24 protein-coding genes and 1 tRNA gene are annotated in these 26,058 nt (G+C 41.7%); 1 reads left to right on the plus strand and 24 read right to left on the minus strand.

Going from position 1 to position 26,058, the window contains the following annotated elements; all coding sequences use genetic code 11:
- Positions 1-6 precede the first annotated feature (6 nt).
- The 4 genes from EV695_RS00945 to exbB are packed head-to-tail and all read right to left on the minus strand — an operon-like array spanning position 7 to position 2,665.
- Positions 7-708, minus strand: coding sequence for a sulfite exporter TauE/SafE family protein (locus EV695_RS00945; RefSeq protein ID WP_131904049.1), 702 nt, complete (start codon positions 706-708; stop codon positions 7-9).
- A 3-nt stretch (positions 709-711) separates the two neighbouring features.
- Entirely contained in the window at positions 712-1,815 is a 1,104-nt protein-coding gene (locus EV695_RS00950; protein WP_131904050.1) for an energy transducer TonB, read from the minus strand.
- The gene (exbD, locus tag EV695_RS00955) at positions 1,812-2,198 is read right to left on the minus strand and encodes a TonB system transport protein ExbD (protein WP_131904051.1); all 387 of its coding nucleotides are present in this window, start codon (positions 2,196-2,198) and stop codon (positions 1,812-1,814) included. The genes EV695_RS00950 and exbD overlap by 4 nt, the downstream gene beginning before the upstream one ends.
- Positions 2,195-2,665 carry a TonB-system energizer ExbB gene (exbB, locus tag EV695_RS00960; RefSeq protein WP_131904052.1) on the minus strand — a complete coding sequence of 157 codons (471 nt, stop codon included), beginning with the start codon at positions 2,663-2,665 and terminating at the stop codon, positions 2,195-2,197. The genes exbD and exbB overlap by 4 nt, the downstream gene beginning before the upstream one ends.
- A 200-nt stretch (positions 2,666-2,865) precedes the next feature.
- Between exbB and EV695_RS00965 the strand changes: the two genes are divergently transcribed.
- A complete protein-coding gene (locus EV695_RS00965; protein ID WP_131904053.1) occupies positions 2,866-4,989 on the plus strand; it encodes a TonB-dependent copper receptor in 2,124 nt (707 codons plus the stop codon).
- Between the two features lie 146 nt (positions 4,990-5,135).
- On the opposite strand, the gene EV695_RS00970 is transcribed toward EV695_RS00965, so the two are convergent.
- The 20 genes from EV695_RS00970 to glmM form a co-directional block, all read right to left on the minus strand.
- Positions 5,136-5,612, minus strand: a complete 477-nt coding sequence (locus tag EV695_RS00970) for a hypothetical protein (protein WP_131904054.1) — start codon at positions 5,610-5,612, stop codon at positions 5,136-5,138.
- Positions 5,613-5,653: 41 nt separating this feature from the next.
- Entirely contained in the window at positions 5,654-7,195 is a 1,542-nt protein-coding gene (nuoN, locus tag EV695_RS00975) for an NADH-quinone oxidoreductase subunit NuoN (RefSeq protein ID WP_341539021.1), read from the minus strand.
- 1 nt (position 7,196) lies between these two features.
- Positions 7,197-8,708, minus strand: coding sequence for an NADH-quinone oxidoreductase subunit M (locus EV695_RS00980; RefSeq protein WP_131904055.1), 1,512 nt, complete (start codon positions 8,706-8,708; stop codon positions 7,197-7,199).
- A complete protein-coding gene (gene nuoL / locus EV695_RS00985) occupies positions 8,701-10,716 on the minus strand; it encodes an NADH-quinone oxidoreductase subunit L (protein WP_131904056.1) in 2,016 nt (671 codons plus the stop codon). Before nuoL ends, EV695_RS00980 begins: the two co-directional genes overlap by 8 nt.
- Positions 10,717-10,723: 7 nt before the next feature.
- Positions 10,724-11,029: an NADH-quinone oxidoreductase subunit NuoK gene (gene nuoK, locus EV695_RS00990; protein WP_131904057.1), complete on the minus strand. Its 306-nt coding sequence runs from the start codon at positions 11,027-11,029 to the stop codon at positions 10,724-10,726.
- A complete protein-coding gene (locus EV695_RS00995) occupies positions 11,029-11,634 on the minus strand; it encodes an NADH-quinone oxidoreductase subunit J (protein WP_131904058.1) in 606 nt (201 codons plus the stop codon). Before EV695_RS00995 ends, nuoK begins: the two co-directional genes overlap by 1 nt.
- A 62-nt stretch (positions 11,635-11,696) precedes the next feature.
- Entirely contained in the window at positions 11,697-12,188 is a 492-nt protein-coding gene (gene nuoI, locus EV695_RS01000; RefSeq protein WP_131904059.1) for an NADH-quinone oxidoreductase subunit NuoI, read from the minus strand.
- Between the two features lie 114 nt (positions 12,189-12,302).
- Positions 12,303-13,364 carry an NADH-quinone oxidoreductase subunit NuoH gene (nuoH, locus tag EV695_RS01005; protein ID WP_131904060.1) on the minus strand — a complete coding sequence of 354 codons (1,062 nt, stop codon included), beginning with the start codon at positions 13,362-13,364 and terminating at the stop codon, positions 12,303-12,305.
- A gap of 84 nt (positions 13,365-13,448) precedes the next feature.
- A complete protein-coding gene (gene nuoG, locus EV695_RS01010) occupies positions 13,449-15,860 on the minus strand; it encodes an NADH-quinone oxidoreductase subunit NuoG (protein ID WP_131904061.1) in 2,412 nt (803 codons plus the stop codon).
- Positions 15,857-17,137 carry an NADH-quinone oxidoreductase subunit NuoF gene (gene nuoF / locus EV695_RS01015; RefSeq protein WP_131904062.1) on the minus strand — a complete coding sequence of 427 codons (1,281 nt, stop codon included), beginning with the start codon at positions 17,135-17,137 and terminating at the stop codon, positions 15,857-15,859. Before nuoF ends, nuoG begins: the two co-directional genes overlap by 4 nt.
- Positions 17,137-17,667: an NADH-quinone oxidoreductase subunit NuoE family protein gene (locus EV695_RS01020; protein WP_131904063.1), complete on the minus strand. Its 531-nt coding sequence runs from the start codon at positions 17,665-17,667 to the stop codon at positions 17,137-17,139. Before EV695_RS01020 ends, nuoF begins: the two co-directional genes overlap by 1 nt.
- Positions 17,667-18,920, minus strand: a complete 1,254-nt coding sequence (locus tag EV695_RS01025; RefSeq protein ID WP_131904064.1) for an NADH-quinone oxidoreductase subunit D — start codon at positions 18,918-18,920, stop codon at positions 17,667-17,669. Before EV695_RS01025 ends, EV695_RS01020 begins: the two co-directional genes overlap by 1 nt.
- On the minus strand, positions 18,920-19,657 hold the full coding sequence (locus EV695_RS01030) for an NADH-quinone oxidoreductase subunit C (protein ID WP_131904065.1): 738 nt from the start codon (positions 19,655-19,657) through the stop codon (positions 18,920-18,922). The genes EV695_RS01025 and EV695_RS01030 overlap by 1 nt, the downstream gene beginning before the upstream one ends.
- Positions 19,654-20,145, minus strand: coding sequence for a NuoB/complex I 20 kDa subunit family protein (locus tag EV695_RS01035; RefSeq protein WP_131904066.1), 492 nt, complete (start codon positions 20,143-20,145; stop codon positions 19,654-19,656). The genes EV695_RS01030 and EV695_RS01035 overlap by 4 nt, the downstream gene beginning before the upstream one ends.
- Positions 20,136-20,492, minus strand: coding sequence for an NADH-quinone oxidoreductase subunit A (locus EV695_RS01040; protein WP_131904067.1), 357 nt, complete (start codon positions 20,490-20,492; stop codon positions 20,136-20,138). Before EV695_RS01040 ends, EV695_RS01035 begins: the two co-directional genes overlap by 10 nt.
- A gap of 387 nt (positions 20,493-20,879) precedes the next feature.
- On the minus strand, positions 20,880-23,114 hold the full coding sequence (locus EV695_RS01045; protein ID WP_131904068.1) for an NADP-dependent isocitrate dehydrogenase: 2,235 nt from the start codon (positions 23,112-23,114) through the stop codon (positions 20,880-20,882).
- A gap of 212 nt (positions 23,115-23,326) precedes the next feature.
- Positions 23,327-23,411 (minus strand) — tRNA-Leu (locus tag EV695_RS01050).
- A gap of 10 nt (positions 23,412-23,421) precedes the next feature.
- Positions 23,422-23,796, minus strand: a complete 375-nt coding sequence (gene secG / locus EV695_RS01055; protein WP_131904069.1) for a preprotein translocase subunit SecG — start codon at positions 23,794-23,796, stop codon at positions 23,422-23,424.
- Between the two features lie 58 nt (positions 23,797-23,854).
- A complete protein-coding gene (gene tpiA, locus EV695_RS01060; protein WP_131904070.1) occupies positions 23,855-24,601 on the minus strand; it encodes a triose-phosphate isomerase in 747 nt (248 codons plus the stop codon).
- 74 nt (positions 24,602-24,675) lie between these two features.
- Complete coding sequence (glmM, locus tag EV695_RS01065) at positions 24,676-26,013, minus strand: phosphoglucosamine mutase (RefSeq protein WP_131904071.1); 1,338 nt, start codon at positions 26,011-26,013, stop codon at positions 24,676-24,678.
- Positions 26,014-26,058: the final 45 nt, after the last annotated feature.

Genomic DNA, 26,058 nt, shown 5'->3' on the forward strand with positions numbered 1-26,058 from the left:
TGTTTTCTACAATAATTGGAAATGTAACTGGTGATGTAGATGTGGATAAACCACCAGTATCAAACTTATAATACCCATTATTATCAATAGCAAACCTGATATAGATTGGATTTTTTTAGAATTCCTGAACTGAGTAATCTTTCCTGTCAAAAATCCAGTACTCATCATCGGTATCAGTGTGCCAATCCCAAAAACCATCATAAATAATGCGGAGTTAATTGCACCATCGCTTGCTGGCGACATCAATAACATATAGTACACTAATCCGCAGGGCAACCAGCCCCATACGAGACCGAACATAGTTGCCTTCCATATTTTATCTACCGGTAATAACTTCTGCCCTAAAGGTTGTAATAAAGACCAAATGGGAACACCGATTTTTTCAATACGAGAAAACTGCGGAAACCAGCCTGCAATATAGAAACCCATAGCAATTATCATGAAAGAGGCGATTAAACGAAGTAGGCCAATGCCATGCTCTGGCATAATGAAATCTTTAAAAACCTGGCCTAATAAACCAACCAATAATCCGGCAATCATGTAACTGATGATTCGCCCAAGATTATATGCAAATGTGTATTGCGCGAGTTTCAACTGGTTTTGTCTTATTTCAGGGCTTAAGCTCATTGTCATTGCGCCAACCAGCCCACCGCACATGCCGATACAGTGAATAGTGCTCAGTAAACCGACAACAAAAGCAATTAGCATAAATTACCTGAGCCTATACGTTACAGGTATCGAAATCTGCCATTGTGCTTTTTTCAGCTCTCTTGGAATGGGCAATTTTCCTGAAATAGACTGGATAGCTTTGATTGCAGCTTTATCCAGAGTTGCATGCCCTGAGCTTTTAATTGCCCTTATTTGAGTGATCTGGCCATTAGCAAGTAGCACAAATGAAACAGTGACTGTTCCTTGTTCGCGGCGACGCTTTGCACGTTTTGGATAACGCTTATTCTTTGCGATTAACTGTCTAAGTCTCGACTTGTAAGATGCCTCTAACTTTTTAGTCTGCGCGCTGTTTGTAGCAGGTTTATTTACAGGCCTTGGTTTTGCCACAGCTTTTGGCTGAGGTTTACGTTGTGGCGCAGTTCGTACTGCATTATTAGGTTTAGCCTGAGGTCTTTGTACTCTATTCGGCGCAGGTCTTTGTGCAACTTTTGGTTTTGCCTGTGGTTTAGGCTTATGAACAACTTTTGGACGTGGCTGCGCCTTTCTAACAATTTTTTTAGGAGCGATTTTCTTTGGTTTTGGAACAACCTTTTTCTTTTTAACTGGCTTTTTTACTATTTTTTTCTTGATCGGCTTTTTCTTGATGGGCTTTTTCTGGATCAGCTCTTTCTTGATAGGTTTTGGCTTAACCGTTTTCTTTTTTTCAACAGGTTTGGGTTCTACTGTCTTTGGCTCAATTTTTTGAACTGGCTTTGGCTCAAGCTTTTTAACAACAGGCTCAATAGCTTTTTTAATAATAGGCGCAGCTAGAACTTCTGGAACTATCGTTGGTTCTGGTTCTGGTTCTGGTTCTGGTTCTGGTTCTGGTTCTGGCTCTGGCTCTGGCTCTGGCAGAGTTTTTTCTGCGATTTTAGGAAGCACGATAGGTTCAGGCTTCACTTCTTCAATGGGTGCTTCAACAGGAGCCACCTTTGCAAGTGCTTCTTCAAACATAGACAGGGAGATCGCAATTTCTTCTGGCTCAGATGGTTTAGACACATCTTTGGAGTCAAAATTAATGACTAACGCAGCTACTCCAAGATGGAGGAATGCTGAAAGTAAAAAGCCTGCGAGATAGTTATTCATCGAAAGAGCGGATCTAATCAAGACCCTTCTTTGGTAATAATTTTGAGTTTTTCGAGATTATTCTTTTTCAATAAATCGATGACATCAACAAAATTTTTAAAAGCGACTTCTTGATCAACCCGTAAGCGAATCGGGGTATCCTTGGCTATATTTTCTAGCTTAGTTGAAAGAATTTCTCGTGTTGCAGGTTCACCATCAATAAAAAGTTCCTTATTTGCATTTATCGAAATTTCGATAGTTGTTACTTCTGCTTGTTCTGATATCGGCTTGGCACTTTGTGCTTCAGGTAGATTGATATCAATCACTCCTTGAGAAATAAAGGTAGCCGTTGTTAGCACAATCGCGAGTAACACCAACATGATATCAATAAATGGAATCATATTGATTTGGTCAAATCGTTTCATGAGTTGTTTTGCGCTTCTTTATTCGTAGCATTAGTAGTATTTTGTGTGTCTCTAAACTCACGCCATCTTGCCGTTACCACATCCACTTTTCTAAGCAGAGCGTTGTAAAATATGATTGCTGGAATAGCGACTAACAAACCACCCGCGGTCGCTTTTAGTGCCAATGCCAGTCCAGTCATAATATTTTGTACATCTATCTTTCCACCTTGCCCCATATCGTAGAAAGTTATGATAATTCCAAGTACTGTCCCTAATAGGCCAACATACGGCGCATTCGCTGCAATCGTAGAAATAACAGTAAGATTCTGGGTTAATGACACATTCAAATTATCTTCATGGGTAAAACCCTCTACTTTTACACGCGCGAAGTAGAAATATCTTTCTATGACGAACCACAGCATAAAAAAACTCATCAGGCCCAGAATGCCAAAGACCATATAGTCTAAATTATCTCTCAAAAAATCCATCGTTATATTTCTTCACTCATGTAAAACGCAAACAGAATCTAACATTTATATTCTTTTGCAAATAATAATTACGTCCAAAGTGTGTGATATCACACACTTCTGTGTCAATTAACCTATTCGAAATTTTATCCGTATCACCCTCAAATACTAATTCATATACTTGGGCGGATACATTATATGACTTATTGACGGGTATAAACATGGGAAATAAAAACCTCTTATTTTTGCTTTCACTTTCATTGGCGGTATCTTCAAATGTGCTTGCAGAAGAACTAGATAATATTGTTATTGAAGATGTATTAACTATTAATCCGAATTCAGCCGATGCTAATGATATTAATCGAGTTAGCCCTACCAGTTCTGACGGAGGAGATTTTTTAACACAGGTGAATGGCGTTTCCATGAGCCGTTTTGGTGGCAGGGGTTTAGAGCCGATCGTACGCGGACAGAGTCAAACTCGTCTAAATATTTTATTAGATGGGGCATATATCCATGGCGGCTGCCCTAATCGCATGGACCCACCAGCAAGTTGGGCTGCATTGGAAACTTACGAGAATGTTACGGTACTTAAAGGCGTTCAAACACTTGCATACGGCAGCGGTGGAAGTGGTGGAACCGTTTTGTTTGAACGAGATACTAGAGATCTGGCTGAGGATAAAGGCGTCCATGGCCGTGTAAGTGCAACTTTTACTGATAATGCGATTTCTCATGACCTACTTGCAGATGTTGTCGCGTCGGGTGAAAAAGGTTATCTACGTGGTATTGGAGAAATCAAAAAAGCGCAAAACTATGAAGATGGGGATGGTGTCGAAGTTCGATCATCCTATGATCACAAACAGGCTGGCATCATCGCTGGTTTCACACCCACAGAAGACAGGCTTTTCGAGTTTAGTTTCGAAAGAAACTCATTTTCTGATGCACTTTACCCCGGTGCAGGAATGGATAGTCCAACCGAAGATGCCGATATCATTCGACTACGTTATGAAGATAAACCAGCCACAGATAAAATAGATAGTATTAAAGCAGAAGCTTATTTAAGCGATGTAGATCATCTGATGGATAATTATAGCTTGCGCACACCACCAACTTATATGGCTTGGCACCCAAAAGCGGGGCAGGATATGTTACGCGCAACACCGACAACGTCTAAAACGACCGGCGGAAGAATAATTCTTAATTCAACTGTTGGCGCAAGCAAATGGGAATATGGAGTTGATCTTCAGCGTAACACCAGAAATGCATCACTTAATAATATGGATAGCGGAACTGCAGCACCCATCACATTGATGTGGCCCGATATTACTATTCAACAGTTAGGACTGTTTGCCGAAAGTACTCGATCACTCTCTAAAAAAGATACTTTAAAATACGGATTAAGAGTTGATCAAGTCGATGTCTCAGCGGGTAAAGCAAACGATATGATCGGTAGTATGCCAATGGGTGGTCACTCTGCAAACCAGTCTTATGCCGAATACTATGGCAGTAATGCGGATGATAAAGATGAAACTAATATTGGTGGCTTGCTGCGTTATGACAAAGACATGGGTAATGGAATATCGTTATTTACTGGCCTAAGCCGAAGTGTAAGAACAGCTGATAGTACCGAAAGAGGAATCAACAAATGGTCAGCTGTGCCCGGAACTGCGCCTGTTGAAGCGCAAGAAACTATTTTAGCTGGGCGCTGGATCGGAAACCCGGATATCAAACCTGAAAAACATCACCAATTTGATATTGGTTTAAGTAAAACAACTGATACATTAGATTTCAGTGCCGTTGCATTTTATGACAAGGTTGATGATTACATCTTGCGTGATACTGCTCGCGGGCAAGATGGAATTCTCAAATCTGACGGTGCGGATATTTATCGGAATGTTGATGCTGAGCTGTATGGCCTGGAGTTTGAAAGCAAAATTAAGCTCTCAAACCGATTAGATTTAAGTGGCAGTATTGCATTTGTTCGAGCCACAAATACCACTGATGATAATCGGCCCATTGCTCAAACGCCGCCTATTAACGGAAAGCTACAACTGGATTACACCGGTGCTAAATGGGGCGCTGGAGCGAGAGTCAATTTTGCGTCTCGTCAAGATAGAATTGATGTCCTTAGCAAGCAGGAAGTTGGAGAAACGGCAGGTTACGGCACTTTAGATCTTTATGGTAATTACAAATTAAATAAGACCGTTAGCCTACGCGCTGGAATAGATAATGTGATGGATAAGACCTATGCTGAACACGCAAGCCGATCTAATATTATGGATATTAATTCAATCAAAGTTAATGAGCCTGGACGAACTGCCTGGCTTAAAATAACCGCTGAGTTCTAAGTAGTAATAATAGTTGTAGTTATAAAGTAATAAGTAAAAATTTCATCGAATGTACTTACAGTTAACATTCTTGTTAATTGTAAGTACACCCCCCTACTTTAAGGCACTTTTTTAAAGCGTTTTTTAATCCGCTTAATTTAGTAACTTTACCTAACAGTATAAAAACGAAACGGCGCCATCATTACGCCTTTTTCCGTTTCTAACTTTACTTGGGCTTCCCATTCCATTCGCGTGTTAACACAAATAGGAATAGTAAATTTACCGCTATAATTATTGGGCTTGTCCAGTTTTAACTCACTGCGGTTAAAACCCATATCCATATTCAAACCGACAAAATCCACTTTGACTGATGAAGCTGTGATTCCTTTGGTTTCTACATGTAACGATAGCGGCGTTAAAATTGGTATGTCTTTGGGGTTTAATGAAAAAGTGACAGATTCGCCATTAGGAAACACATTGATACAAGAGTCTTGTCTAAGATCACAGGGTTCTTGCAACGATGCCTCGGCGATGTAATTTGAAACCAGAAATTTTTTATATAAATAGCTCGCAGCAATACCGCCAGCAAAAACAAGCAAAGCAACAATCGTCAGGAAGTTCGAGGATTTTTTGGTGTCGGACATGATTCAGCTAAATTAAACGATGAAAAGACTAAGACCGACGATTATAAACTGGCTTCAACCGCGAGAACACATAAAGACATCAATGCGCCGGGTAAAATCCCTAGTGCTAATACTGATAGGCCATTCACGCTTAATAGTAATTTAAAATCGAAACCAGATTTAGCAGGTACGAGTAATTCTTCATCACCAACAAATTCATCGGGTTGATCAAAGTACATGAGTTTTATCGCACGCAAATAATAGTAAGCACCAATGACAGACATCACCACTGCAAACACGGCGAGCCAAACCACTTCAGCACCGACAACTGCTTTTAATACAGATAGCTTTGCGTAAAAACCCACGGTTGGCGGAACGCCTGCCATGGAGAATAAGAACAGCATCATCATAAAGGCATACCAGGGATGGCGTGAGCTCAAGCCTTGTAAATCGATCAATCGATCCGCTTCATAACCATCTCTACTGAGTAGGATAATGATTCCGAATGCACCCATCGCGACTATTGAGTAAGTGATGATATAGAACATTGATGATGCATAACCTACTTCGGTTCCAGCAAGAATACCGAGAAGCACAAAACCCATGTGCGAAATTGTAGAATACGCCAGCATGCGTTTGATATTAGTTTGCGCGATGGCAACAACGTTACCAATGAATAAAGATAATGCTGCAAGCAATGATAGTATTTGCTGCCAGCCCAGTAACATTTCATCAAGCCCTTCCACGAGCAAACGGAACATCATCGCAAAAGCAGCAATTTTTGGTGCTGTTCCCAGGAACAAGGTTACCGCTGTCGGTGAGCCATCATAAACATCGGGCACCCACATGTGAAAGGGTACGACACCGAGTTTAAAGCCAAGCCCTACAAGAACAAAAGACAAGCCCAACAACAAGCCCATATTTGTCATCACATTATGGCCCATCATGAAACTATCAATATGATCAAGATGCAGGCTACCGGTAACACCGTAAATAATCGACATACCGTAGAGCAACATGCCGGATGCAATCGCCCCCAGTACAAAATATTTCATCCCTGCTTCGGACGCTCTTCCGTCATTTCTTCTGAATGCCACCATCGCGTACATGGCTAACGAAAGAAGCTCTAATCCTAAATAGATGACTAACATGGTTTTCGCAGAAACCATGATCATCATTCCAAGAACCGCAAACATTCCCAGGGTAAAGTATTCGCCCTTGAACATTTGTCGTGTTTTTAAATAAGGGCGGGAATAAACGAAAACGCCAACAGTAATCAGCAGGATCGAAACTTTCAGTACTTGCGACATAGGATCGAGCACAAACATCTCGCTAAACGTCGTTAAACTCGCTTTACCTGTTGTTTGCAATGCTTCTGCCATACTCACATCATTGATGCCACTAATGACTAGATAGGCAGTAATCAACAGCACGGTTTGTGATAGTAGGTATGTGATGTAACGATTTGAGTCTTTTAAAAACAAATCGACCAACAATACCAAACAGGTTCCTGCCAATAGGAATATTTCAGGTATTGCCGGAGCGAAATCTGGAATAGCGAATTGCATCGGAATTAATGTAGCCGTTGTAAATGACATAAACATTTTAATTCCCCAACTTACTGGTTGTGGCTTGCTCAACAACATGAGCCAGTGAATCATTCATCACATGTACCAAAGGCTCTGGCCAAAGACCGAGAAGCAATACGAAAAAGGCTAAAGCAGCAAGTATGACGGTTTCACGCTTATTGATATCCGTTAATTCAGCAACATTACTGTTGGCGACGGCACCGAAAATTACGCGTTTGACCAACCATAAGGTATAGGCAGCGCCAATAATTAAGGTAGTCGCTGCAAGAAATGCTATCCAGAAATTCGCTTTGAAACTGGTGAGAATAACCATGAACTCACCGACAAAACCCGAGGTGCCCGGTAGGCCTGTATTCGCCATCGCGAATAATACAAAGAATCCAGCAAACCATGGCATTCTATTCGAAACACCACCATAAGCGGTGATATCACGCGTATGCATCCGATCATATAAAACGCCGATACATAGGAACATCGCACCTGAAATAAAGCCATGTGACATCATCTGAACCATACCGCCCTGCAAGCCTAATAGTGTTCCTTCAGCGCTGCCTGTTTTTGTCACAATTGGGAATAGCACAAAGAAACCTAAAGTCACAAAACCCATATGCGCTATCGATGAATACGCCACAAGCTTCTTCATATCGTTTTGTACCAAAGCGATAAAGCCAATGTAGACAATCGCGGTTAATGACATAAAGATCACCAGCCACGCAAGCTCACTTGAAGCATCGGGAACCATAGGCAAGGAGAATCGTATAAAGCCATACCCGCCTATTTTAAGCATCACTGCGGCTAGTATCACCGAACCACCCGTTGGTGCCTGTACGTGAGCATCTGGCAACCAGGTATGTACTGGCCACATCGGTACTTTGACACCAAAGGCGATCAAGAAAGACAAGAAGATTAGAATCTGTGGCGTCATGCCCAATTTCACACTATGGAAATCTGCAATTGCAAAACTATCCGCTTGTGAATACATGTAAACCAGACTGATCAGCATAAATACTGAGCCGAAAAAGGTATAGAGGAAGAACTTGATAGTCGCATAAATACGATTATCGCCACCCCAGATTCCAATCACGATAAACATAGGAATCAGCATCGCTTCGAAGAACACATAAAACAAGATAGAGTCTTGAGCGGCAAACACGCCATTGATGATGCCTTCCATGATTAAGAAGGCAGCCATATATTGCGCAGGCTTATGTTTAATCACTTCCCATCCTGCAATAACAATCAAAACAGTAATGAAGGTATTGAGCAGTATTAGTGGCATTGAGATGCCATCAACGCCTAAGTGATAATTTATTTTGAAGGCTTCAATCCACGGCGCTAATTCAACAAACTGCATTTGATGACCGACGGGATTAAAGTCAGTCCAGAGTGGAATACTGAGCAAAAAGGTTAAGGCACTGAATACCAATGCTATAGGTCGAGGCGCAAACTTGTCGCCAGTAAACAGCAGTATCAACCCACCGATGATCGGCAGCCAAATTAAAATACTGAGCAAATTACCCTCAAACATTATTCGCTCCAAACAATAACCAACTCATAATTGCTAGAACACCAATGATGATTGAGAAAGCATAGTGATATAAATAACCCGTTTGCATGTGTCTGATAATCGATGAGAACCAGCCGGTCACTTTGGCAGAACCATTTACGACTAAACCATCGATCAAGAAACGATCTCCAACAGACCACAATGTTTTGCCAAGAGCGATTGCCCCTCCAGCAAATACAGCCATATTGAACTCATCCGCGAAATATTTTTTATCTAGAATTACGTGGATGAAACGCAATTTGTCATAACCCCATTTGGCAATTGAAGGCTGCTTCATATAGATATAATACGCGCTACCTGCACCAGCCATTGCTAACCAGAATGGAAGGGCAATCAAACCATGCCCGACAAAACTAAATATATTCACTATCCAAGTTTCACTTCCATGAAAGTGATGTGTAATCGTTTCAACAGCAGGATGGCTTTCATCAACATGTATTACACCATCAAAGAAATCACCCACAACCATCGGGTCTAAAAAGTAACCTGTTAACACTGCTGGAATAGCTAATGCTATCAAAGGCCACGTCACGACTTTTGCAGGCTCATGTAAATGAGATTTAGTGTGTTCATCCATGCGCTCTTCACCGTGGAATACCAGGAAGAACATTCTGAAGCTATAAAATGCGGTAACGAATACGCCGAGTAAAACCATCCAGTAAGCGTATTCTGATCCGGGAATATTTGCAGCATGGACTGCTTCGATTATTAAATCTTTGGAGAAGAAACCAGAAAAGAATGGAAAGCCAATTAAGGCTAAAGAACCCACTAGTGAAGTCCAGTAAGTAATCGGTAGATACTTTTTCAATCCCCCCATTTTACGAATATCTTGTTCGTGATGCATGGCAATAATGACAGAACCAGCCGCCAAGAATAATAGTGCTTTAAAGAAGGCATGAGTCATCAAGTGGAACACAGCAGCGCTGTAAGCCGAAGCACCTAGCGCCACTGTCATATAACCGAGCTGTGACAACGTAGAGTAAGCAACAACGCGTTTGATATCGTTTTGCACTATACCAATCAGCCCCATAAAAAATGCCGTTGTGGCTCCAATGATTAGCACCATACTCAATGCTGTATCCGACATTTCAAAGATGGGTGACATACGCGCCACCATGAAAATGCCCGCGGTCACCATTGTCGCCGCATGTATCAACGCTGAAATGGGTGTTGGGCCTTCCATCGAGTCGGGTAACCACACATGCAATGGTACTTGCGCTGATTTTCCCATGGCGCCGATGAATAAGCAGATCGCAATAATACTGACCAACATCCATTCGGTATTCGGCAAAATTGTTAGGGTAATATGTTCAATTGCCGGTAAGCGCTCAAACACTTCTTTGTAATCGACTGAACCAGTGTAAGTCCAGATTGCCGCGATACCTAATAGGAATCCAAAGTCACCGACACGATTCACTAAAAAGGCTTTCATATTGGCAAAAATTGCCGTTTCTCGGGTAGACCAGAAACCAATCAATAAATAAGAGACAAGACCTACTGCTTCCCAACCAAAAAACAGCTGCATGAAGTTATTCGACATAACCAGCATTAACATGGAGAAGGTAAATAACGAGATATAAGCAAAGAAGCGCTGGTAACTATTTGTGCCACCACGACTATCTTCAGGCCAATTATGCTTATCGTCTTGCATATAACCGATGGTGTAGATATGCACCATTAATGACACAAAGGTCACCACAACCATCATCATCGAGGTTAGGCGGTCTATCTGAAAACCGACAGCGAATTTCGTATTGCCTACTTGCGCCCAGGTATACACATCACCATAAAAAGTATGCCCATCAAAACCCACATGCTTAAGTACAACAAAAGACAAGAAGCACGAAATACCTACACCTAAAATGGTAATTGCATGTGCGCCTTTTCGGCCAATGATACCGCCGAATAAACCGGCGATAATTGCACCAATAAGAGAAGCAAGAGGAATAGCTAGATAGATACTTTCCATAGCGCCCCTACCCTTTCATATCATCAAGCTCTTGCACATTGATGGTTCGACGATTTCGAAAAACCGTAACCAGAATTGCAAGCCCGATAGCGGCTTCAGCAGCAGCAACGGTGAGAATAAAAAATACAAAAACCTGTCCAGCCATATCACCTAGATAATGAGAAAAGGCGATAAAGTTCAGATTCACTGCGAGTAGCATGAGCTCGATACACATCAAAAGAATAATCATATTCTTCCGATTGAGAAAAATTCCAGCCACAGCAATTGAAAACAGCAAAGCACCAACAATGAGAAAATGCGATAAAGGTATCATTATCTTTCTCCCTGCTTAGCTTCTGTTTTCATTTTAACGATGCGTAATCGATCTTCTTTGCGGGTTCGAATTTGCGCTCCCTGATCCTGCTTTTTAACGCCTTCACGTCGACGCAGTGTTAACGCGATAGCAGCGATAATAGCGACCACTAAAATGACTGCTGCAATTTCGAATGGGTAGACATATTCAGTGTATAGAATCTCGCCGATTGCTTCGGTATTGCTACTGTCTAACGGCGCAGCTTCTGGTATCGGACGATCAAAGGTTTTTGACTTCATCACCAGAATCATTTCAGCGGCGACAGCCACGGCAACCAGAATTCCTATGGGCATATATCGCGTAAAGCCTTCTTTCAGCGTATCTATATTGATATCAAGCATCATGATCACGAATAAAAACAGCACCATAACCGCACCGACATAGACCAGCACCAAAACCACACCAAGGAATTCAGCTTCAAGTAATACCCATGTTGCAGCACTGGTAAAAAACGCCAGAATCAAAAATAAGGCGGCATAAACAGGATTACGCGCAGTCACTACACCGACTGCAGAAAACAGTGTTACTGCTGAAAAAACGTAAAATATGAATAGCTCGAATGTCATTTTCTTCCTTGTTTAACCTTACTTACTTCTTAGTTCTACAAAATTAGTTCTATCAAGTAGCACTATTTATAAGGTGCGTCTGCTGCTTTTCGTTTTGCGATTTCGCTTTCATGTTTATCACCAAAGGCTAATAACTCTTCCTTTGTGATGATGTTTTTGCCACGTTCTTCAAAGTGGTATTCAAAAATATGGGTTTCTACAATCGCATCCACTGGGCAGGCTTCTTCGCAGAACCCACAGTAGATACACTTGAAGAAATCAATATCGTATTTAGTGGTACGACGGGTTCCGTCTGCGCGTTCTTCCATTTCAATATCAATCGCCAACGCAGGACAAACTGCTTCACACAATTTACACGCGATACAACGCTCTTGCCCGTTGGGGTATCTGCGTAATGCATGATGTCCTCTAAAACGAGGAGACATCGGCGTTTTCTGTTCTGGATATTGGATCGTAACTTTGCGTTTAAATAAGTATTTACCGGTAACGCCCAAGCCTTGAAACAATTCAAATAGCGTAAAGGATTTGATGAAATGTTTGATTGATCTAATCATGACAACCTCTTTTACATTTCATCTTTGCTAACGATATACCCTTTCCCAAAAAAACTGCCTGTAAGTGGGGGGGTGCCTTTTTACTTATATTGATAAACGTATTCTCAATGATGTTTACAACCATGGCTGCCACCCAAGAGCAATTGCAATGCCCTCGCCAAAGATCCAGACTAACGTTACAGGAATTAGTATTTTCCAGCCTAAACGCATAATCTGATCGTAGCGATATCTGGGGAATGTCGCTCTAAACCATAAATAACAGAATAGGAAAAACATCGCTTTTAAAAGTAACCAGTGAAAACCATCACCCATTAGAAAACCAAGCACCGGAATATCATCCATAGCTGTACCAAATGGAGACAGCCAGCCGCCAAAAAACAGCAAAGCGGTTAATGTTGATATTAATATCATGCTGGCATATTCCGCGAGGAAGAATAACGCAAACGCCATGCCGGAATACTCGACGTGAAAACCAGCAACGATTTCAGACTCGCCTTCTGCCACATCAAATGGAGCACGGTTGGTTTCTGCTACACCAGAGATAAAAAACACCACGAACAAACCAAAGAGTGGCCATACATTCCAACCGAACAGCCCCCCACTTTGAGCTCTTACTATTTCTGTGAGATTCAAACTCCCTGAAACCATTAATACGCCAACCAAGGCGAAACCCATGGCAATTTCGTACGAGACTACCTGTGCGCCAACTCGAAGTGAACTCAAAATCGCATACTTGGAATTTGATGCCCAACCAGCGAGGATAATGCCAAAAACATCCAGTGAGTTAATCGCCAAAATGAGCAGTAAGCCTGCATTTACATTGGCTAGAACACCGCCATCCCAAAATGGAATTACTGACCATACGGCTAATGCTGGTGCCAATGCCAACATCGGAGCAATAAAAAACACCACTTTGCTGGAGTTCGTAGGCGTAATAATCTCCTTAAACATCAGCTTTACTGTATCAGCGATGGGTTGCAACCACCCTTTTGGCCCAACACGGTTTGGCCCCATTCGGGCTTGCATATAACCAATAACTTTTCTTTCAGCAAATGTGGTGTAAGCGACAGCAAGTATTAAAGGCAATAGGATAGCGATGATCTTAAGCAAGATCACAATCAGAGTGGCTAAACCCTCTGGTAGGAAACTGTTTAAAAATGTCGTTAAAGTATCCAATTTATCCCTGTTACATTTATCTATTTAAAATCTGGTTTAAATCACGTCGTACTGCACCAAAACTATTCTAAATCTATTCTAAAACTATGCTGTTATTTCTATCTCTCCAAAAGCTGAACCTAATAAGCTACTCGATTTAGTACCCGAAGCCAGTAAAGCACATTTATCTGGAATATTGTCATTGATCAACAGTGGCATTGAAACAACCACTTCACCCTGCTTTACATCAACCATTACTTCTTTCTCAGCGTGTTCATTATCTACTGTAGGCAAATCTTTCAAACCTAACAAAGCAGCTTGTTTAGCATTGAGTTGCACTGCATTTTGCTCTGGGTTGCTTTTTTGTAATGCTGTGGCTCTTCTTACTAGTGAGTCCCCAGAAAATTCGCCCACATTACCGATGCGATACAAAGACTGACTTGTAACGTCATCAAGTTTTGTATAAATGCCTTCAACACTCACAGGATTTTCATTATTAACATTTTCACAAAGGCCTTGAAGTTCGTTTCTAACATCTTTAGAACTTACGTAATCAAAACCTTTAACGTCTAATTTATTTCCTAATACACGTAGAATTTTCCACGCTGGTCTTGCTTCGCCATAGCTTTTAGCGGCAGCTTTAAAACTTTGCCAGGTACCTTCGGCATTCACGTAAGTACCCGATGTTTCAGCATAGGCAGCGCTAGGTAAAATGATATCCGCTAAAGATAATAAGGTTTTATTGGCGTAAGGAGTCACAGCAATGATCGTATCTGCCTGATTCATGGCTGCTTTAGCTTGTTGAGGATTATCGGAGTCTCGTTCTAGCTCCAAATCCAAAAGCATATACACTTTCTTCGTTTTCGAGAGCATCTCGCCCGCATTTTTCCCGATAATATCGGCTTTTTGACCCGCTTCTTTTTGATGTGGTACGACACCGGCTAACCAGGCTCCGGCTGAGTTTGAAGCACCTGATAAATACGCCAATGTGGATCCCGTATTACCGGCGATTGCTTTAGATAATGCTCGTAACGTTGAATAACCAGGATGTTGCATCGAAATACTACCCAGAAATACCGCTGAATTTTTCGATGCAATCAAGTTTTCAGCAAATACCTTATCTGCTTTATTCAACCTGACGGAAGTAAACAGATCATTCAAGCCTGCCGGAATTTCTGTTTTACTCAAGATATAGCTGGCTTTAGCGATGATCGCCAACGTTTTAATCATTTCAACGGGATTACTTACTCGTTGCGCATCAACATCGTAATTAAAATCCAATTCAAGCGGATTCACGCACATTATCTTAGCGCCATTTAAAGCCGCTTTGCGAATACGCTGATTAATCATTGGTTGCTCTTTTCTTACATTAGAGCCGACTAAAAGAATGCTATCTAGATTTTCTATATCTGCAATCTTCATGCCCAGCGAAGGGTATGCGCCCGAACTTTCCTGATCATTAAAATCAACCTGACGTAAGCGATGATCGATATTCGCAACACCAATACTGCGCATAGACTTTTGCAGCAAATAAAGCTCTTCAAGCGTTGCGCGGGCAGAAGCTAATACAGCAATATCCTTTGCCGAAACCTCTGTTAGTTTTTCAACGGTTCTATCAAGTGCTGTTGACCAATCGACTTCTTTCCAGATGCCGTTATATTTTATCATCGGTTTTTCTACGCGATCATCCGCATAAACCCCTTGATAACTGAAACGGTCACGGTCAGAAATCCAACACTCATTAATATCTTCATTCTCGGCAGCTATCACGCGCACTAATTTTTTCTTGAACGTATGCAATTTAACATTAGAACCGACACAATCATGCGATGCGATTGATGGTGTTTGCATCATTTCCCATGCTCGGGAATGGTATCGTGAAGGTTTTGCGGTAAGCGCCCCAACCGGGCAAATATCGATGATATTTCCTGAAATTTCTGAATCCAGGCTTTTTTCAACAAAGGTGCCTATTTCCATTCGATCGCCACGACCCGTTGCACCCATTTCACGCATTCCAGCAATTTCTTCACCGAAACGGACACAACGTGTGCATTGAATACAGCGTGTCATTTCAGTAGCGACAAGCTCTCCAATATCCTTATCAACGACAACACGTTTCATTTCATGGAAATTTGATGTACCACTACCAAACTCCATTGATAAATCTTGCAACTCGCACTCACCACCCTGATCGCATATAGGGCAATCCAATGGATGATTAATCAGCAAAAACTCCATGGTATCTTTTTGTGCGGTTAATGCTCTTTCAGATTTTGTCCATACGACCATGCCCTCATTAACGGGAGTGGCACAAGCAGGTAATGGCTTCGGTGCTTTTTCTACATCAACAAGACACATCCGGCAGTTTGCGGCTACGGATAGTTTTTTGTGATAACAAAATCGTGGGATATGAATATCTGATTTATCAGCAACATCAATCAGCATCGACCCTGGAACAGCCTCTATCTCCTTATCATTGATAGTAATTGTTACGAATTGTTTATCCGTATTACTCATCTGCCATCCACCATTGAACAACCGTTTTCAACATAATGAACAAACTCTTCTCTAAAGCTTTTCACAAAGCTCCACACTGGCATTGCAGCGGCATCGCCTAAGGCGCAGATAGTGCGACCTTCTATTTTGTGTGCAACTTCGTCTAGGCGATCAATATCTTCTAAACTCCCTTTGCCTTCGACAATGCGACACAACATACGATACAACCAGCCTGTACCTTCACGACAAGGCGTACATTGCCCACACGATTCAGAAAAATAGAATCGAGAAATTCGTTGCAGCACTTTAACCATATCGGTCGTTTCATCCATGACGATAACAGCACCAGAACCTAAAAAGGATCCTGCTTTAGCAATGGTGTCGTAATCCATCGTCAGTTTCATCATTTCATCTCCTGTTAATACTGGAACTGACGAACCACCTGGAATCACTGCCTTAAGTCTATTGCCATTTCTAACACCACCAGCCATCTCTAGTAATTCTGCAAATGGTATTCCCATAGGAACTTCAAAATTACCGGCATTATTGACGTGACCAGAAACAGAAAATAGCTTTTCTCCTCCTGAGCCTTCAACACCCATATTTTTAAACCACTCGCTTCCGCCCCTTAGGATTGCAGGTATTGAGGATAAACTTTCGGTGTTGTTGATAGTTGTAGGTCGCCCGTACAAACCAAAACTAGCAGGAAATGGAGGTTTAAATCGTGGCTGCCCTTTTTTTCCTTCTAAAGATTCAAGTAATGCGGTTTCTTCTCCACAGATATAAGCGCCTGCACCTAAAGCGCCATATAATTCAAAATCCACACCACTTTTTTGAATATTCGTTCCAAGATAACCAGCGTCATAAGCCTCTTTCACGGCTTGTTCAAAACGAATAAAGGGTTCATCCATAAATTCGCCGCGCATATAGTTGTATCCAACGGTTGCGCCAATGCAATACCCAGCAATCGCCATTCCTTCAACCAAGGCATGGGGATTAAATCGAAGGATATCCCGGTCTTTACAGGTACCAGGCTCTGACTCATCTGAATTACAAACAATGTATTTTTGACCGGGCATATTGCGCGGCATAAAACTCCACTTTAATCCGGTAGGGAAACCAGCCCCGCCTCTTCCTCGTAAACCTGAGTTTTTGATCTCTTCAATCAGGTCATTAGCATCCGTTCCCTCTTTCAGAATTTTTTGCCAGGATTGATAACCACCTAACTTCAAATAGTTTTCAAGAGAATAGCAGTCATCACCATATTGTTTCGTTGCAAAGCAAACTTGATCGACCATTAGCTCACCTCCTTATTTTTTAAGGAAGCTTTACTTCTAACACCATCAAGAAGCTCATCAACTTTTTCAGGTGTTAGATTTTCGTGGTAAACGTGATTCAACTGCATCATTGGCGCACCACAACAGGCAGCCAGACATTCTTCTTCGATTTTGAAGAAAAACTCGCCGTCGGGAGTTGTTTCACCCATCTTGATACCGAGCTTTTCTTCAATATGTTCCACAATATTATCTGAACCATTCAGCATACAAGAGATATTAGTACAAACAGCGATAGTGTTTTTAGCCGCTGCTTTTTCTTCTAATTCGTACATTGAATAAAAACTGGCAACCTCGTAAACAGCAATCTTTGAAAGCCCCAAGTAATCAGCAACGGCATCCATCTTCTCTGTAGAAAGATAATGATCCTCATGCATCACAGCTCTTAACGCTGCTAATAACGCTGATTGTCCACGATCTTCAGGAAAGCGCTTTAACCACATATCGATTTCGTCAGTTTCGTGCTTCGTCAGAATTGTTTGAGTAGCAGCCATTATCTGTCTACCTCACCAAATACGATATCCATAGTGCCTATAATAGTAACCACGTCAGCCAACATATGTCCTTTGGTTAGTTCATCCATAGCCGACATATGAGCAAAACCCGGAGCACGAATTTTTAGGCGATATGGCTTGTTTGCACCATCCGATACGATATAACAACCAAACTCTCCTTTAGGGTGCTCAATCGCAGCATAGGCTTCTCCTTCTGGTAAACAATAGCCTTCTGTTGCTAGTTTAAAGTGATGAATCAATGCTTCCATATCACCCTTCATATCTTCGCGTTTTGGTGGTGTGATTTTATGATCAGCATGCATCACAGGGCCCGGATTTTTACGTAGCCAATCAACACACTGCTTAATAATTCGATTCGACTGACGGAATTCTTCAATACGTACCAAATAGCGATCGTAGCTATCCCCGTTTTTGCCAACGGGAATATCAAAGTCTACTTGATCATACATTGCGTATGGCTGCTTCTTTCTTAAATCCCACTCAACACCAGAACCTCGTAACATTGCTCCGGTTAAACCAAGTTGCAATGCCCTTTCTGGAGAAACAATACCAATATCGACCAAACGTTGCTTCCAAATTCGATTATCGGTTAATAGTGTTTCGTATTCATCCACGCATTTAGGGAAACGGTTTGTGAAATCCTCAATAAAATCCAATACGCTTCCACTACGGGTCTGATTCAAACGTTCGATATCAGCATCACTATGCCAGCGTGATTTTTCATGAAGCGGCATCACGTCGGGCAAGTCTCTGTAAACGCCACCCGGACGATAATAAGTAGCGTGAAGACGCGCGCCTGAAACGGCTTCATATACATCCATTAAATCTTCGCGCTCACGGAATGCATATAAAAACATGGTCATCGCACCAACGTCTAAAGCATGAGCACCAATCCAGAGAAGATGATTCAGGATTCGCGTAATTTCATCAAACATGGTTCGAATGTATTGCGCACGAATAGGCGCTTCGATTCCCAGCATTTTCTCTAACGCCAGAACATAACCATGCTCGTTGCACATCATGGATACATAGTCGAGACGATCCATATAACCAATGCTTTGATTATAGGGTTTGCTTTCTGCTAACTTTTCGGTGCCGCGATGTAGCAATCCTATATGAGGATCGGCTCGCTGAATGACTTCGCCGTCCATCTCCAACACTAATCGCAATACACCATGCGCCGCGGGATGAGCCGGACCAAAATTTAATGTGAAATTACGAATCTCAGGCATTATTCTTGCGCCTCTTTATCTGTTTGATTCGTTTTATCCGTTTCGTTTTCTTTGCTTGCGGTAAAGCGTAAATCATCTCTAATGACTCTGGGCACAAGCACACGCGGCTCTATCGATACGGGCTCATACACTACTCTTTGTTGATCTTCATCGTAGCGCATTTCTACTTGCCCAATTAACGGAAAGTCTTTTCTGAATGGATGACCAGAAAAACCATAATCAGTCAGTATTCTGCGTAGGTCGGGGTGACCACTATACATAATTCCAAAAAGATCAAATGCTTCGCGCTCGAACCAGTTTGCAGAATTCCAGATAGTTGTCACCGAATCTACAATTGGAAATTCATTGTCATCGCAGTATGTTTTTAAACGGATTCGATGATTGTGTTTAAGTGAAAGTAAATGAATCACAGAAGCAAAACGCTTGCCTTGAAATTCGATGTCAGTTTCATCCATTTCGCTGTCATCAAATGAAAATTCTCTTTTGACACCTCTAGAAAAACTACTTGCATCGATATCCCATTCAGATTCGCCATAAGCGAGATAATCGACGCCGCAAAGGTCGATTAATTGTTCGAAACAGCATGAATCATCATCGCGTAAAAATTGCGCCGTTGAAATCAAATCAACAGGCGCTACTTCAATCGTAAGCTCGTTGATTGCGATTTTACTGGAAATTAGTTTATCGGATAAAGACTCAAGCAAATATGTCTTTAACACTCTTAAAGCTTCCGTCATGCAACTTCTTCCTGACGGGCAATTGTGTTTGTATTTTTTATTTTATTTTGCAATTGAATGATTCCGTACAACAACGCTTCCGCTGTTGGAGGGCAACCAGGTACGTAGATATCTACTGGCACGATACGATCACAACCTCGCACAACCGCATAAGAATAGTGATAATAGCCGCCACCATTCGCACAAGACCCCATTGAGATCACCCAGCGAGGCTCAGCCATCTGATCGTATACTTTACGTAATGCCGGAGCCATTTTATTGGTAAGTGTGCCAGCAACAATCATGACATCTGATTGACGAGGACTGGGGCGAAACAGGATTCCGAAACGATCCATATCATAACGAGACGCGCCTGCTTGCATCATCTCTACAGCACAACATGCCAAACCAAATGTCATTGGCCACATTGAACCGGTTCTTGCCCAGTTGATCAACTTGTCTGCACTGGTAGTTACAAAGCCTTCGTTAAGTTTTCCTTCTATTCCCATTCCAAGGCTCCTTTCTTCCACTCGTATATAAAGCCGATGATTAGAATACCGAGGAATATGCCCATTGCTATAAGACCAAACAATCCTATTTTATCGAGCACAACTGCCCATGGAAAAAGAAAAGCTATTTCAAGATCAAAGATAATAAATAGAATGGCAACCAGATAGTAACGCACATCAAACTTCATACGCGCATCGCCAAATGCTTCAAAGCCACATTCAAATGGGGAGTCTTTCGCTTCGCCAGGACGACGTGGAGAGAGTAATGACCCAAGTAGCAACATTAAAATCGCCATTGCAAATCCAACACTCAGAAATACAAGAACAGGCAAATATTCTGCAAGCATAAACTCTCCATAGCGTTTAAGGTTTTATTATTATATAAAATAACCACCAAATCCTTAATGATGTTTATTTACTAACTAACAAGAATATACACTTATTTTTACCCAGTTCACAACTAAGCTGGCGAATAATTCCGAGAAAAGTCTAACTCATTGACCCGATGATTTACGGACTTCCTAATGCTGCTTGCCATTGAAGAATGGCGCTATGAATACTTATCAGTTACTTACCGCATAGAGAAAAGCGATTTAATAAAACGTAAGTACACCCCCCTACTTACAGGCACTTTTTTTTATATTATTGATGTGCGTCAAAAAGTTCAGAAATCTAACTCATTAAATACATCCTGACGATCAAATGATATACATTTGATCGTCAGGTAAAAACAGTTAAACCTTAAATTCTCTGATCGCTTGATTAAACGTCTCACTAGGTCTCATTACTACTTTTGTTTTTTCTGGGTCCGCATAGAAATAACCACCGATGTCTACGGCATCACCTTGCACCGCATTCATTTCTTCAATGATTTTTTGCTCATTTTCAGCTAATTGTTTAGCTAAAGGTGCATACTGTTTTGCAAGATCAGCATCTTCAGTTTGCTCTGCGAGCATCTTTGACCAATACATAGCCAGATAGAAATGACTTCCTCGACTATCTAATTCTCCGGTGCGCTGAGATGGAGACTTGTTCTCATCGAGTAGCACACCGATCGCCTGATCCAGAGTTTTAGCCAATATTTTGGCTTTATTATTTCCTGTAAATTCACCAGCTTTTTCTAGTGATACAGTAATTGCCAAGAACTCACCTAGGGAATCCCAACTCAAATGATTTTCTTCTAATAGCTGCTTAACTAATACAGGAGCAGTTCCACCAGCACCAGTTTCAAACAAGCCACCACCTGCCATTAGGGGAACCACTGATAACATTTTTGCGCTGGTACCTAATTCCATGATTGGGAAAAGATCTGTCAGGTAATCTCGTAGGATATTACCCGTTACAGAGATTGTATCTTTACCGCGAATAATTCTTTCAAGGGTATAACGCATCGAACGTAATGGAGACATAATTTCAATATCCACCCCCGTAAGATCATGATCTTTTAAGTAGTGTTTTACCTTTTTAATGATTTCAAAATCATGCGGGCGATATTCATCAAGCCAGAATACTGCAGGAATTTGCGCTTCACGCGCACGATCAACCGCCAGTTTAATCCAATCTTGAACAGGAATATCTTTAGTTTGACACATTCTCCAGATATCACCTTCTTCGACTTCCTGCTCAATGACAAAGTTACCTTCATCACAAACGATTCTTGCCGTACCAGCTTCTTTTATTTCGAAGGTTTTATCATGCGAACCATATTCTTCAGCTTTTTGTGCCATCAAGCCAACGTTTGGTACTGTACCCATTGTTGTTGGATCAAACTTACCGTTACTTTTACAGAAATTGATCATCTCTTGATAGATACGCGCATAGGTGCTTTCTGGCATTACCGCTTTTGTGTCCTTAGGCTTTGCGTCAGGCCCCCACATTTTACCGCCATTACGAATCATTGCAGGCATAGACGCATCGACAATCACATCATTCGGCGCATGCAGATTGGAAATTCCTTTAGCGGCATTTACCATCGCTAACTCTGGACGTTCTGCATAACACTTATGAATATCTTCCAGAATTTCTTCTTTAATTGATCCTGGTAGCGTTTCGATTTTTTCATAAACACTACTAATTCCATTATTAGGATTAACGCCTAGCTTATCGAAAAGCTCACCGTGTTTTTCAAACAGGTGTTTATAAAATACCTTTACAGCGTGGCCAAATACAATGGGATGCGACACTTTCATCATCGTGGCTTTTACATGCAAGGAGTACATGACACCCGTTTCTTTTGCATCTTCCATCGTATCTTCAAGAAATTCGCAAAGTGCTTTCTTGCTCATAAACATGCTGTCTATGATTTCACCCTTGAGCAAATCTGTTTTTTCTTTTAGAACGGTTACTTTGCCTTCTTTATTAACAAACTCCATTCTAACGGTGCAGTCATTTTCAACCGTTTTGCATTTTTCACTGGAATAAAAATCACCATGACGCATATGTGCAACATGGGTTCTCGATGCGGGACTCCAGTCAGCCATTTCATGTGGATTCTTTTGCGCATAACGTTTTACAGCAGGTGGTGCTCTTCGGTCTGAGTTACCTTCGCGTAAAATAGGATTAACCGCACTACCTAATACTTTCGCATAACGCTCATGGACTGCTTTTTCCTCATCGGTTTCTGGCGCTTCAGGATAATCTGGAAGGGCAAAACCATGCGATTGCAATTCTACAATAGCCGTCAGTAATTGCGGCACAGACGCACTAATATTTGGTAACTTGATTATATTCGCACTAGGCTCACCAATAACTCTTCCCAGATCAGCTAAATTATCAGGGATTCTCTGATCTTCTTCGAGGTAATCACCAAACTCTCCAATAATTCTTGCTGCAAGAGAGATATCACTCTTCTCTATTTCGACACCTGCCGCTGACATAAATGCTCTCAAAATGGGAAGCAAAGAAGCAGTTGCTAAAAGTGGCGCCTCATCAGTGAGTGTATAAATTATTTTTGAGCTTTCTGTTCCCATTTGCAGTATTTCTCCATTGCGATTAATTAAGCTTATGTGCGGATTAAAATACTTGAGTATATAACGTTTAAACTCTTACGACCCTTACTTTCTTCAATGAAGGGTATTTGACAGTAGAAATTCACAACCAAATAACTCGAATAGCATAAATCCCAGATACAAAAAATCCTGCTCGAAGCAGGATTTTTTGTATCTGAAAATATTCAGGAATTTGGTGCCGATGGCCGGAGTCGAACCGGCACTGCTTGCGCAACACGCCCCTCAAGCGTGCGTGTCTACCAATTTCACCACATCGGCTAATTTGATACTACTTAGGTATATCTGAGGGAGCTTCTTCTTTGGCAGGAGCAACTTCGCCCGAACCTTTTGGTAGATCTATTTCAGGAGATCCTGCTGGTGCAGGCTCCGTAATCGCAGTAGGTATAATTGATTCACTAACAACACCGTCTGGGTGTGCAACCAACCACGCTAACATAAGCGAGTTCGCAAAAAATACTGTTGCAAGAACTGCAGTAAGTTTGGTTAAAAAGTTACCAGAACCACGCGAACCAAAAACTGTACCCGAAGCACCACCACCAAAAGCTGCACCTGCATCCGCGCCTTTACCATGCTGAATTAATACTAGGCCAATAATACCTAGTGCCACCATGATCTGAATAATTAACATTACGTTATATAACATGTAAAACCTTTTACCTTATTAAGCCTGTATCGCAAACCGGGAGAAATTTATTTAATCTCTAACCTGCTTTGCAAATTGCCAAAAAATCTTCTGCTTTCAATGAAGCGCCACCGATAAGACCACCGTCTATATCAGCCATAGCAAAAAGCTCATCGGCATTTCCACCATTTACGCTTCCGCCGTATAAAATTTGTACTTTTTCAGCCACACCTGCATTTAATGCTGCAATTTTTCCTCGAATAAATGCATGTACATCTTGTGCTTGCTGAGGCGATGCCGTCATACCTGTACCTATAGCCCATACCGGCTCATAAGCAATAACACCATCTGCAAGAGCTTCCACACCTTCTAATTCAATCACAGCGTCTAATTGACGAGCAACTACTTCTTCGGTGATACCCTGCTCTCTTTCTTCCAATAACTCACCAACACATAAAATCGGCTTCAAACCATGTTTACGTGCTGCTGCAAATTTATTTGCTGTATCTGAGTCTTTCTCAGCAAATAAAGTACGTCTTTCCGAGTGACCTACGATTGCATATTCACAATCAAAGTCCTTTAACATAGCACCCGATATTTCACCGGTATAAGCACCCGAATCATATTCAGAAATGCTTTCTGATCCGTATGCCACATCAGTACCCGACAACAACTCTTGTACTAGCGGAATGTAAATATAAGGAGCACATACAGCAACATCTGATTTTGCTTCCGACATTCCCGCCAGAACACCACCCAACAATTCTTTAATACTATCTTTAGAACCATTAAGCTTCCAATTACCAGCTACCAGAGTTTTACGCATGTGTTTCCCTGCTGTGTTTTTTTGAATCGCGGAAGGTTAACCCTAGGTCACGCAGAAATCAAATGTTTTGTGCATTAGCGCGCGACTTTCTCAACAACATCTGCAATATATTGCGCATATTGTTGCGTATGTTTCTCTTCTTCCGCCTCAACCATTACCCGAATAAGTGGCTCTGTGCCCGACGCTCTTAAAAGCACACGACCACTACTACCCATCTGGGTTTCAGCTTCTTTGACAGCATCTTGAATTTTTTTATTTTCCTTCAAATCAATTTTATTATTAATACGTACATTAATTAATTTTTGAGGATATTTAGTCATAACTTGCTTCAACTCATGCAAGTTTTTACCACTAGCAATAACCGCATAAAGCACTTGAAGCGCAGCAATTGTGCCATCACCTGTTGCGATACGATCACGAACAATTATATGACCAGATGATTCGCCACCGAGAATACCGCCTGACTTGCGCAATAACTCCATCACATATCGATCACCAACATCAGCACGATGAAAATTCAACCCCATGCCTGCCATGGCTTTTTCCAAGCCCAGGTTACTCATCAAGGTTCCAACCACATCCTTTTTGAGCCCTTCTTTCTGCATTCGATGCGCCGCTATGATGGCCAATATTTCATCACCATCGACCACTTCACCCTTATGATCCACCATCATTAAGCGGTCGCCATCACCATCTAAAGCTATTCCGAGATCAGCCCGATACTCTTTGACGCTTTTTTGCAATAAAGCCAAAGACGTCGCACCGCAGCCATCATTGATATTAAAACCATCTGGTCTCGCTGCTATTTTAACCACATCAGCACCCAGCTCAGAAAAAACATGAGGACTAACGTGATAAGTAGCTCCGTTAGCACAGTCGACAACAATACGAAGCCCATCTAACGTCACATGCGAGGGAATTGCACGTTTACAAAACTCTATATAACGTCCCGCAGCATCATCAACACGCTCTACTTTCCCTAACTTATCAGAACTTACAGTAACCAGATCTCGCTCTAAATAATCTTCAATCTCCAACTCTGTCTCATCTGAAAGCTTTGTACCTTCGGCAGAAAAGAATTTCACCCCATTATCTTGATAAGGATTATGCGAGGCACTGATAACTACGCCCGCTGAAGCTCTAAAGGTTGTCGTTAGATAAGCCACCGCCGGAGTAGGCATTGGCCCTAGCAAACGTATATTGACTCCTGCTGCTACAAGACCAGCCTCAAGCGCTGATTCAAGCATGTAGCCTGATATACGCGTGTCTTTACCTATTATAACGAGAGGCGTGCCATGAGCGGCCAACACCTTACCCGCAGCCCAACCCAGTTTTAAAACAAAATCTGGCGTCATAGGCGTTTTGCCTATTTCTCCACGAATACCGTCCGTGCCAAAATACTTTCTGCTCATAAATTCAGTACTGTTCAACGTTTGATTAAATTTGTGTGACAAACT

Origin of the sequence: Cocleimonas flava (assembly GCF_004339015.1) — a bacterium.
GTDB classification, from domain to species: domain Bacteria; phylum Pseudomonadota; class Gammaproteobacteria; order Thiotrichales; family Thiotrichaceae; genus Cocleimonas; species Cocleimonas flava.

Coding starts and splice junctions, on each gene's coding strand:
- EV695_RS00945 (WP_131904049.1), bottom strand. CDS start 708: ATGCTAATTGCTTTTGTTGTCGGTTTACTGAGCACTATTCACTGTATC.
- exbD (WP_131904051.1), bottom strand. CDS start 2,198: ATGAAACGATTTGACCAAATCAATATGATTCCATTTATTGATATCATG.
- exbB (WP_131904052.1), bottom strand. CDS start 2,665: ATGGATTTTTTGAGAGATAATTTAGACTATATGGTCTTTGGCATTCTG.
- EV695_RS00965 (WP_131904053.1), top strand. CDS start 2,866: ATGGGAAATAAAAACCTCTTATTTTTGCTTTCACTTTCATTGGCGGTA.
- EV695_RS00970 (WP_131904054.1), bottom strand. CDS start 5,612: ATGTCCGACACCAAAAAATCCTCGAACTTCCTGACGATTGTTGCTTTG.
- nuoN (WP_341539021.1), bottom strand. CDS start 7,195: ATGTTTATGTCATTTACAACGGCTACATTAATTCCGATGCAATTCGCT.
- EV695_RS00980 (WP_131904055.1), bottom strand. CDS start 8,708: ATGTTTGAGGGTAATTTGCTCAGTATTTTAATTTGGCTGCCGATCATC.
- nuoL (WP_131904056.1), bottom strand. CDS start 10,716: ATGGAAAGTATCTATCTAGCTATTCCTCTTGCTTCTCTTATTGGTGCA.
- nuoK (WP_131904057.1), bottom strand. CDS start 11,029: ATGATACCTTTATCGCATTTTCTCATTGTTGGTGCTTTGCTGTTTTCA.
- EV695_RS00995 (WP_131904058.1), bottom strand. CDS start 11,634: ATGACATTCGAGCTATTCATATTTTACGTTTTTTCAGCAGTAACACTG.
- nuoI (WP_131904059.1), bottom strand. CDS start 12,188: ATGATTAGATCAATCAAACATTTCATCAAATCCTTTACGCTATTTGAA.
- nuoG (WP_131904061.1), bottom strand. CDS start 15,860: ATGAGTAATACGGATAAACAATTCGTAACAATTACTATCAATGATAAG.
- nuoF (WP_131904062.1), bottom strand. CDS start 17,137: ATGGTCGATCAAGTTTGCTTTGCAACGAAACAATATGGTGATGACTGC.
- EV695_RS01020 (WP_131904063.1), bottom strand. CDS start 17,667: ATGGCTGCTACTCAAACAATTCTGACGAAGCACGAAACTGACGAAATC.
- EV695_RS01025 (WP_131904064.1), bottom strand. CDS start 18,920: ATGCCTGAGATTCGTAATTTCACATTAAATTTTGGTCCGGCTCATCCC.
- EV695_RS01030 (WP_131904065.1), bottom strand. CDS start 19,657: ATGACGGAAGCTTTAAGAGTGTTAAAGACATATTTGCTTGAGTCTTTA.
- EV695_RS01035 (WP_131904066.1), bottom strand. CDS start 20,145: ATGGGAATAGAAGGAAAACTTAACGAAGGCTTTGTAACTACCAGTGCA.
- EV695_RS01040 (WP_131904067.1), bottom strand. CDS start 20,492: ATGCTTGCAGAATATTTGCCTGTTCTTGTATTTCTGAGTGTTGGATTT.
- EV695_RS01045 (WP_131904068.1), bottom strand. CDS start 23,114: ATGGGAACAGAAAGCTCAAAAATAATTTATACACTCACTGATGAGGCG.
- secG (WP_131904069.1), bottom strand. CDS start 23,796: ATGTTATATAACGTAATGTTAATTATTCAGATCATGGTGGCACTAGGT.
- tpiA (WP_131904070.1), bottom strand. CDS start 24,601: ATGCGTAAAACTCTGGTAGCTGGTAATTGGAAGCTTAATGGTTCTAAA.
- glmM (WP_131904071.1), bottom strand. CDS start 26,013: ATGAGCAGAAAGTATTTTGGCACGGACGGTATTCGTGGAGAAATAGGC.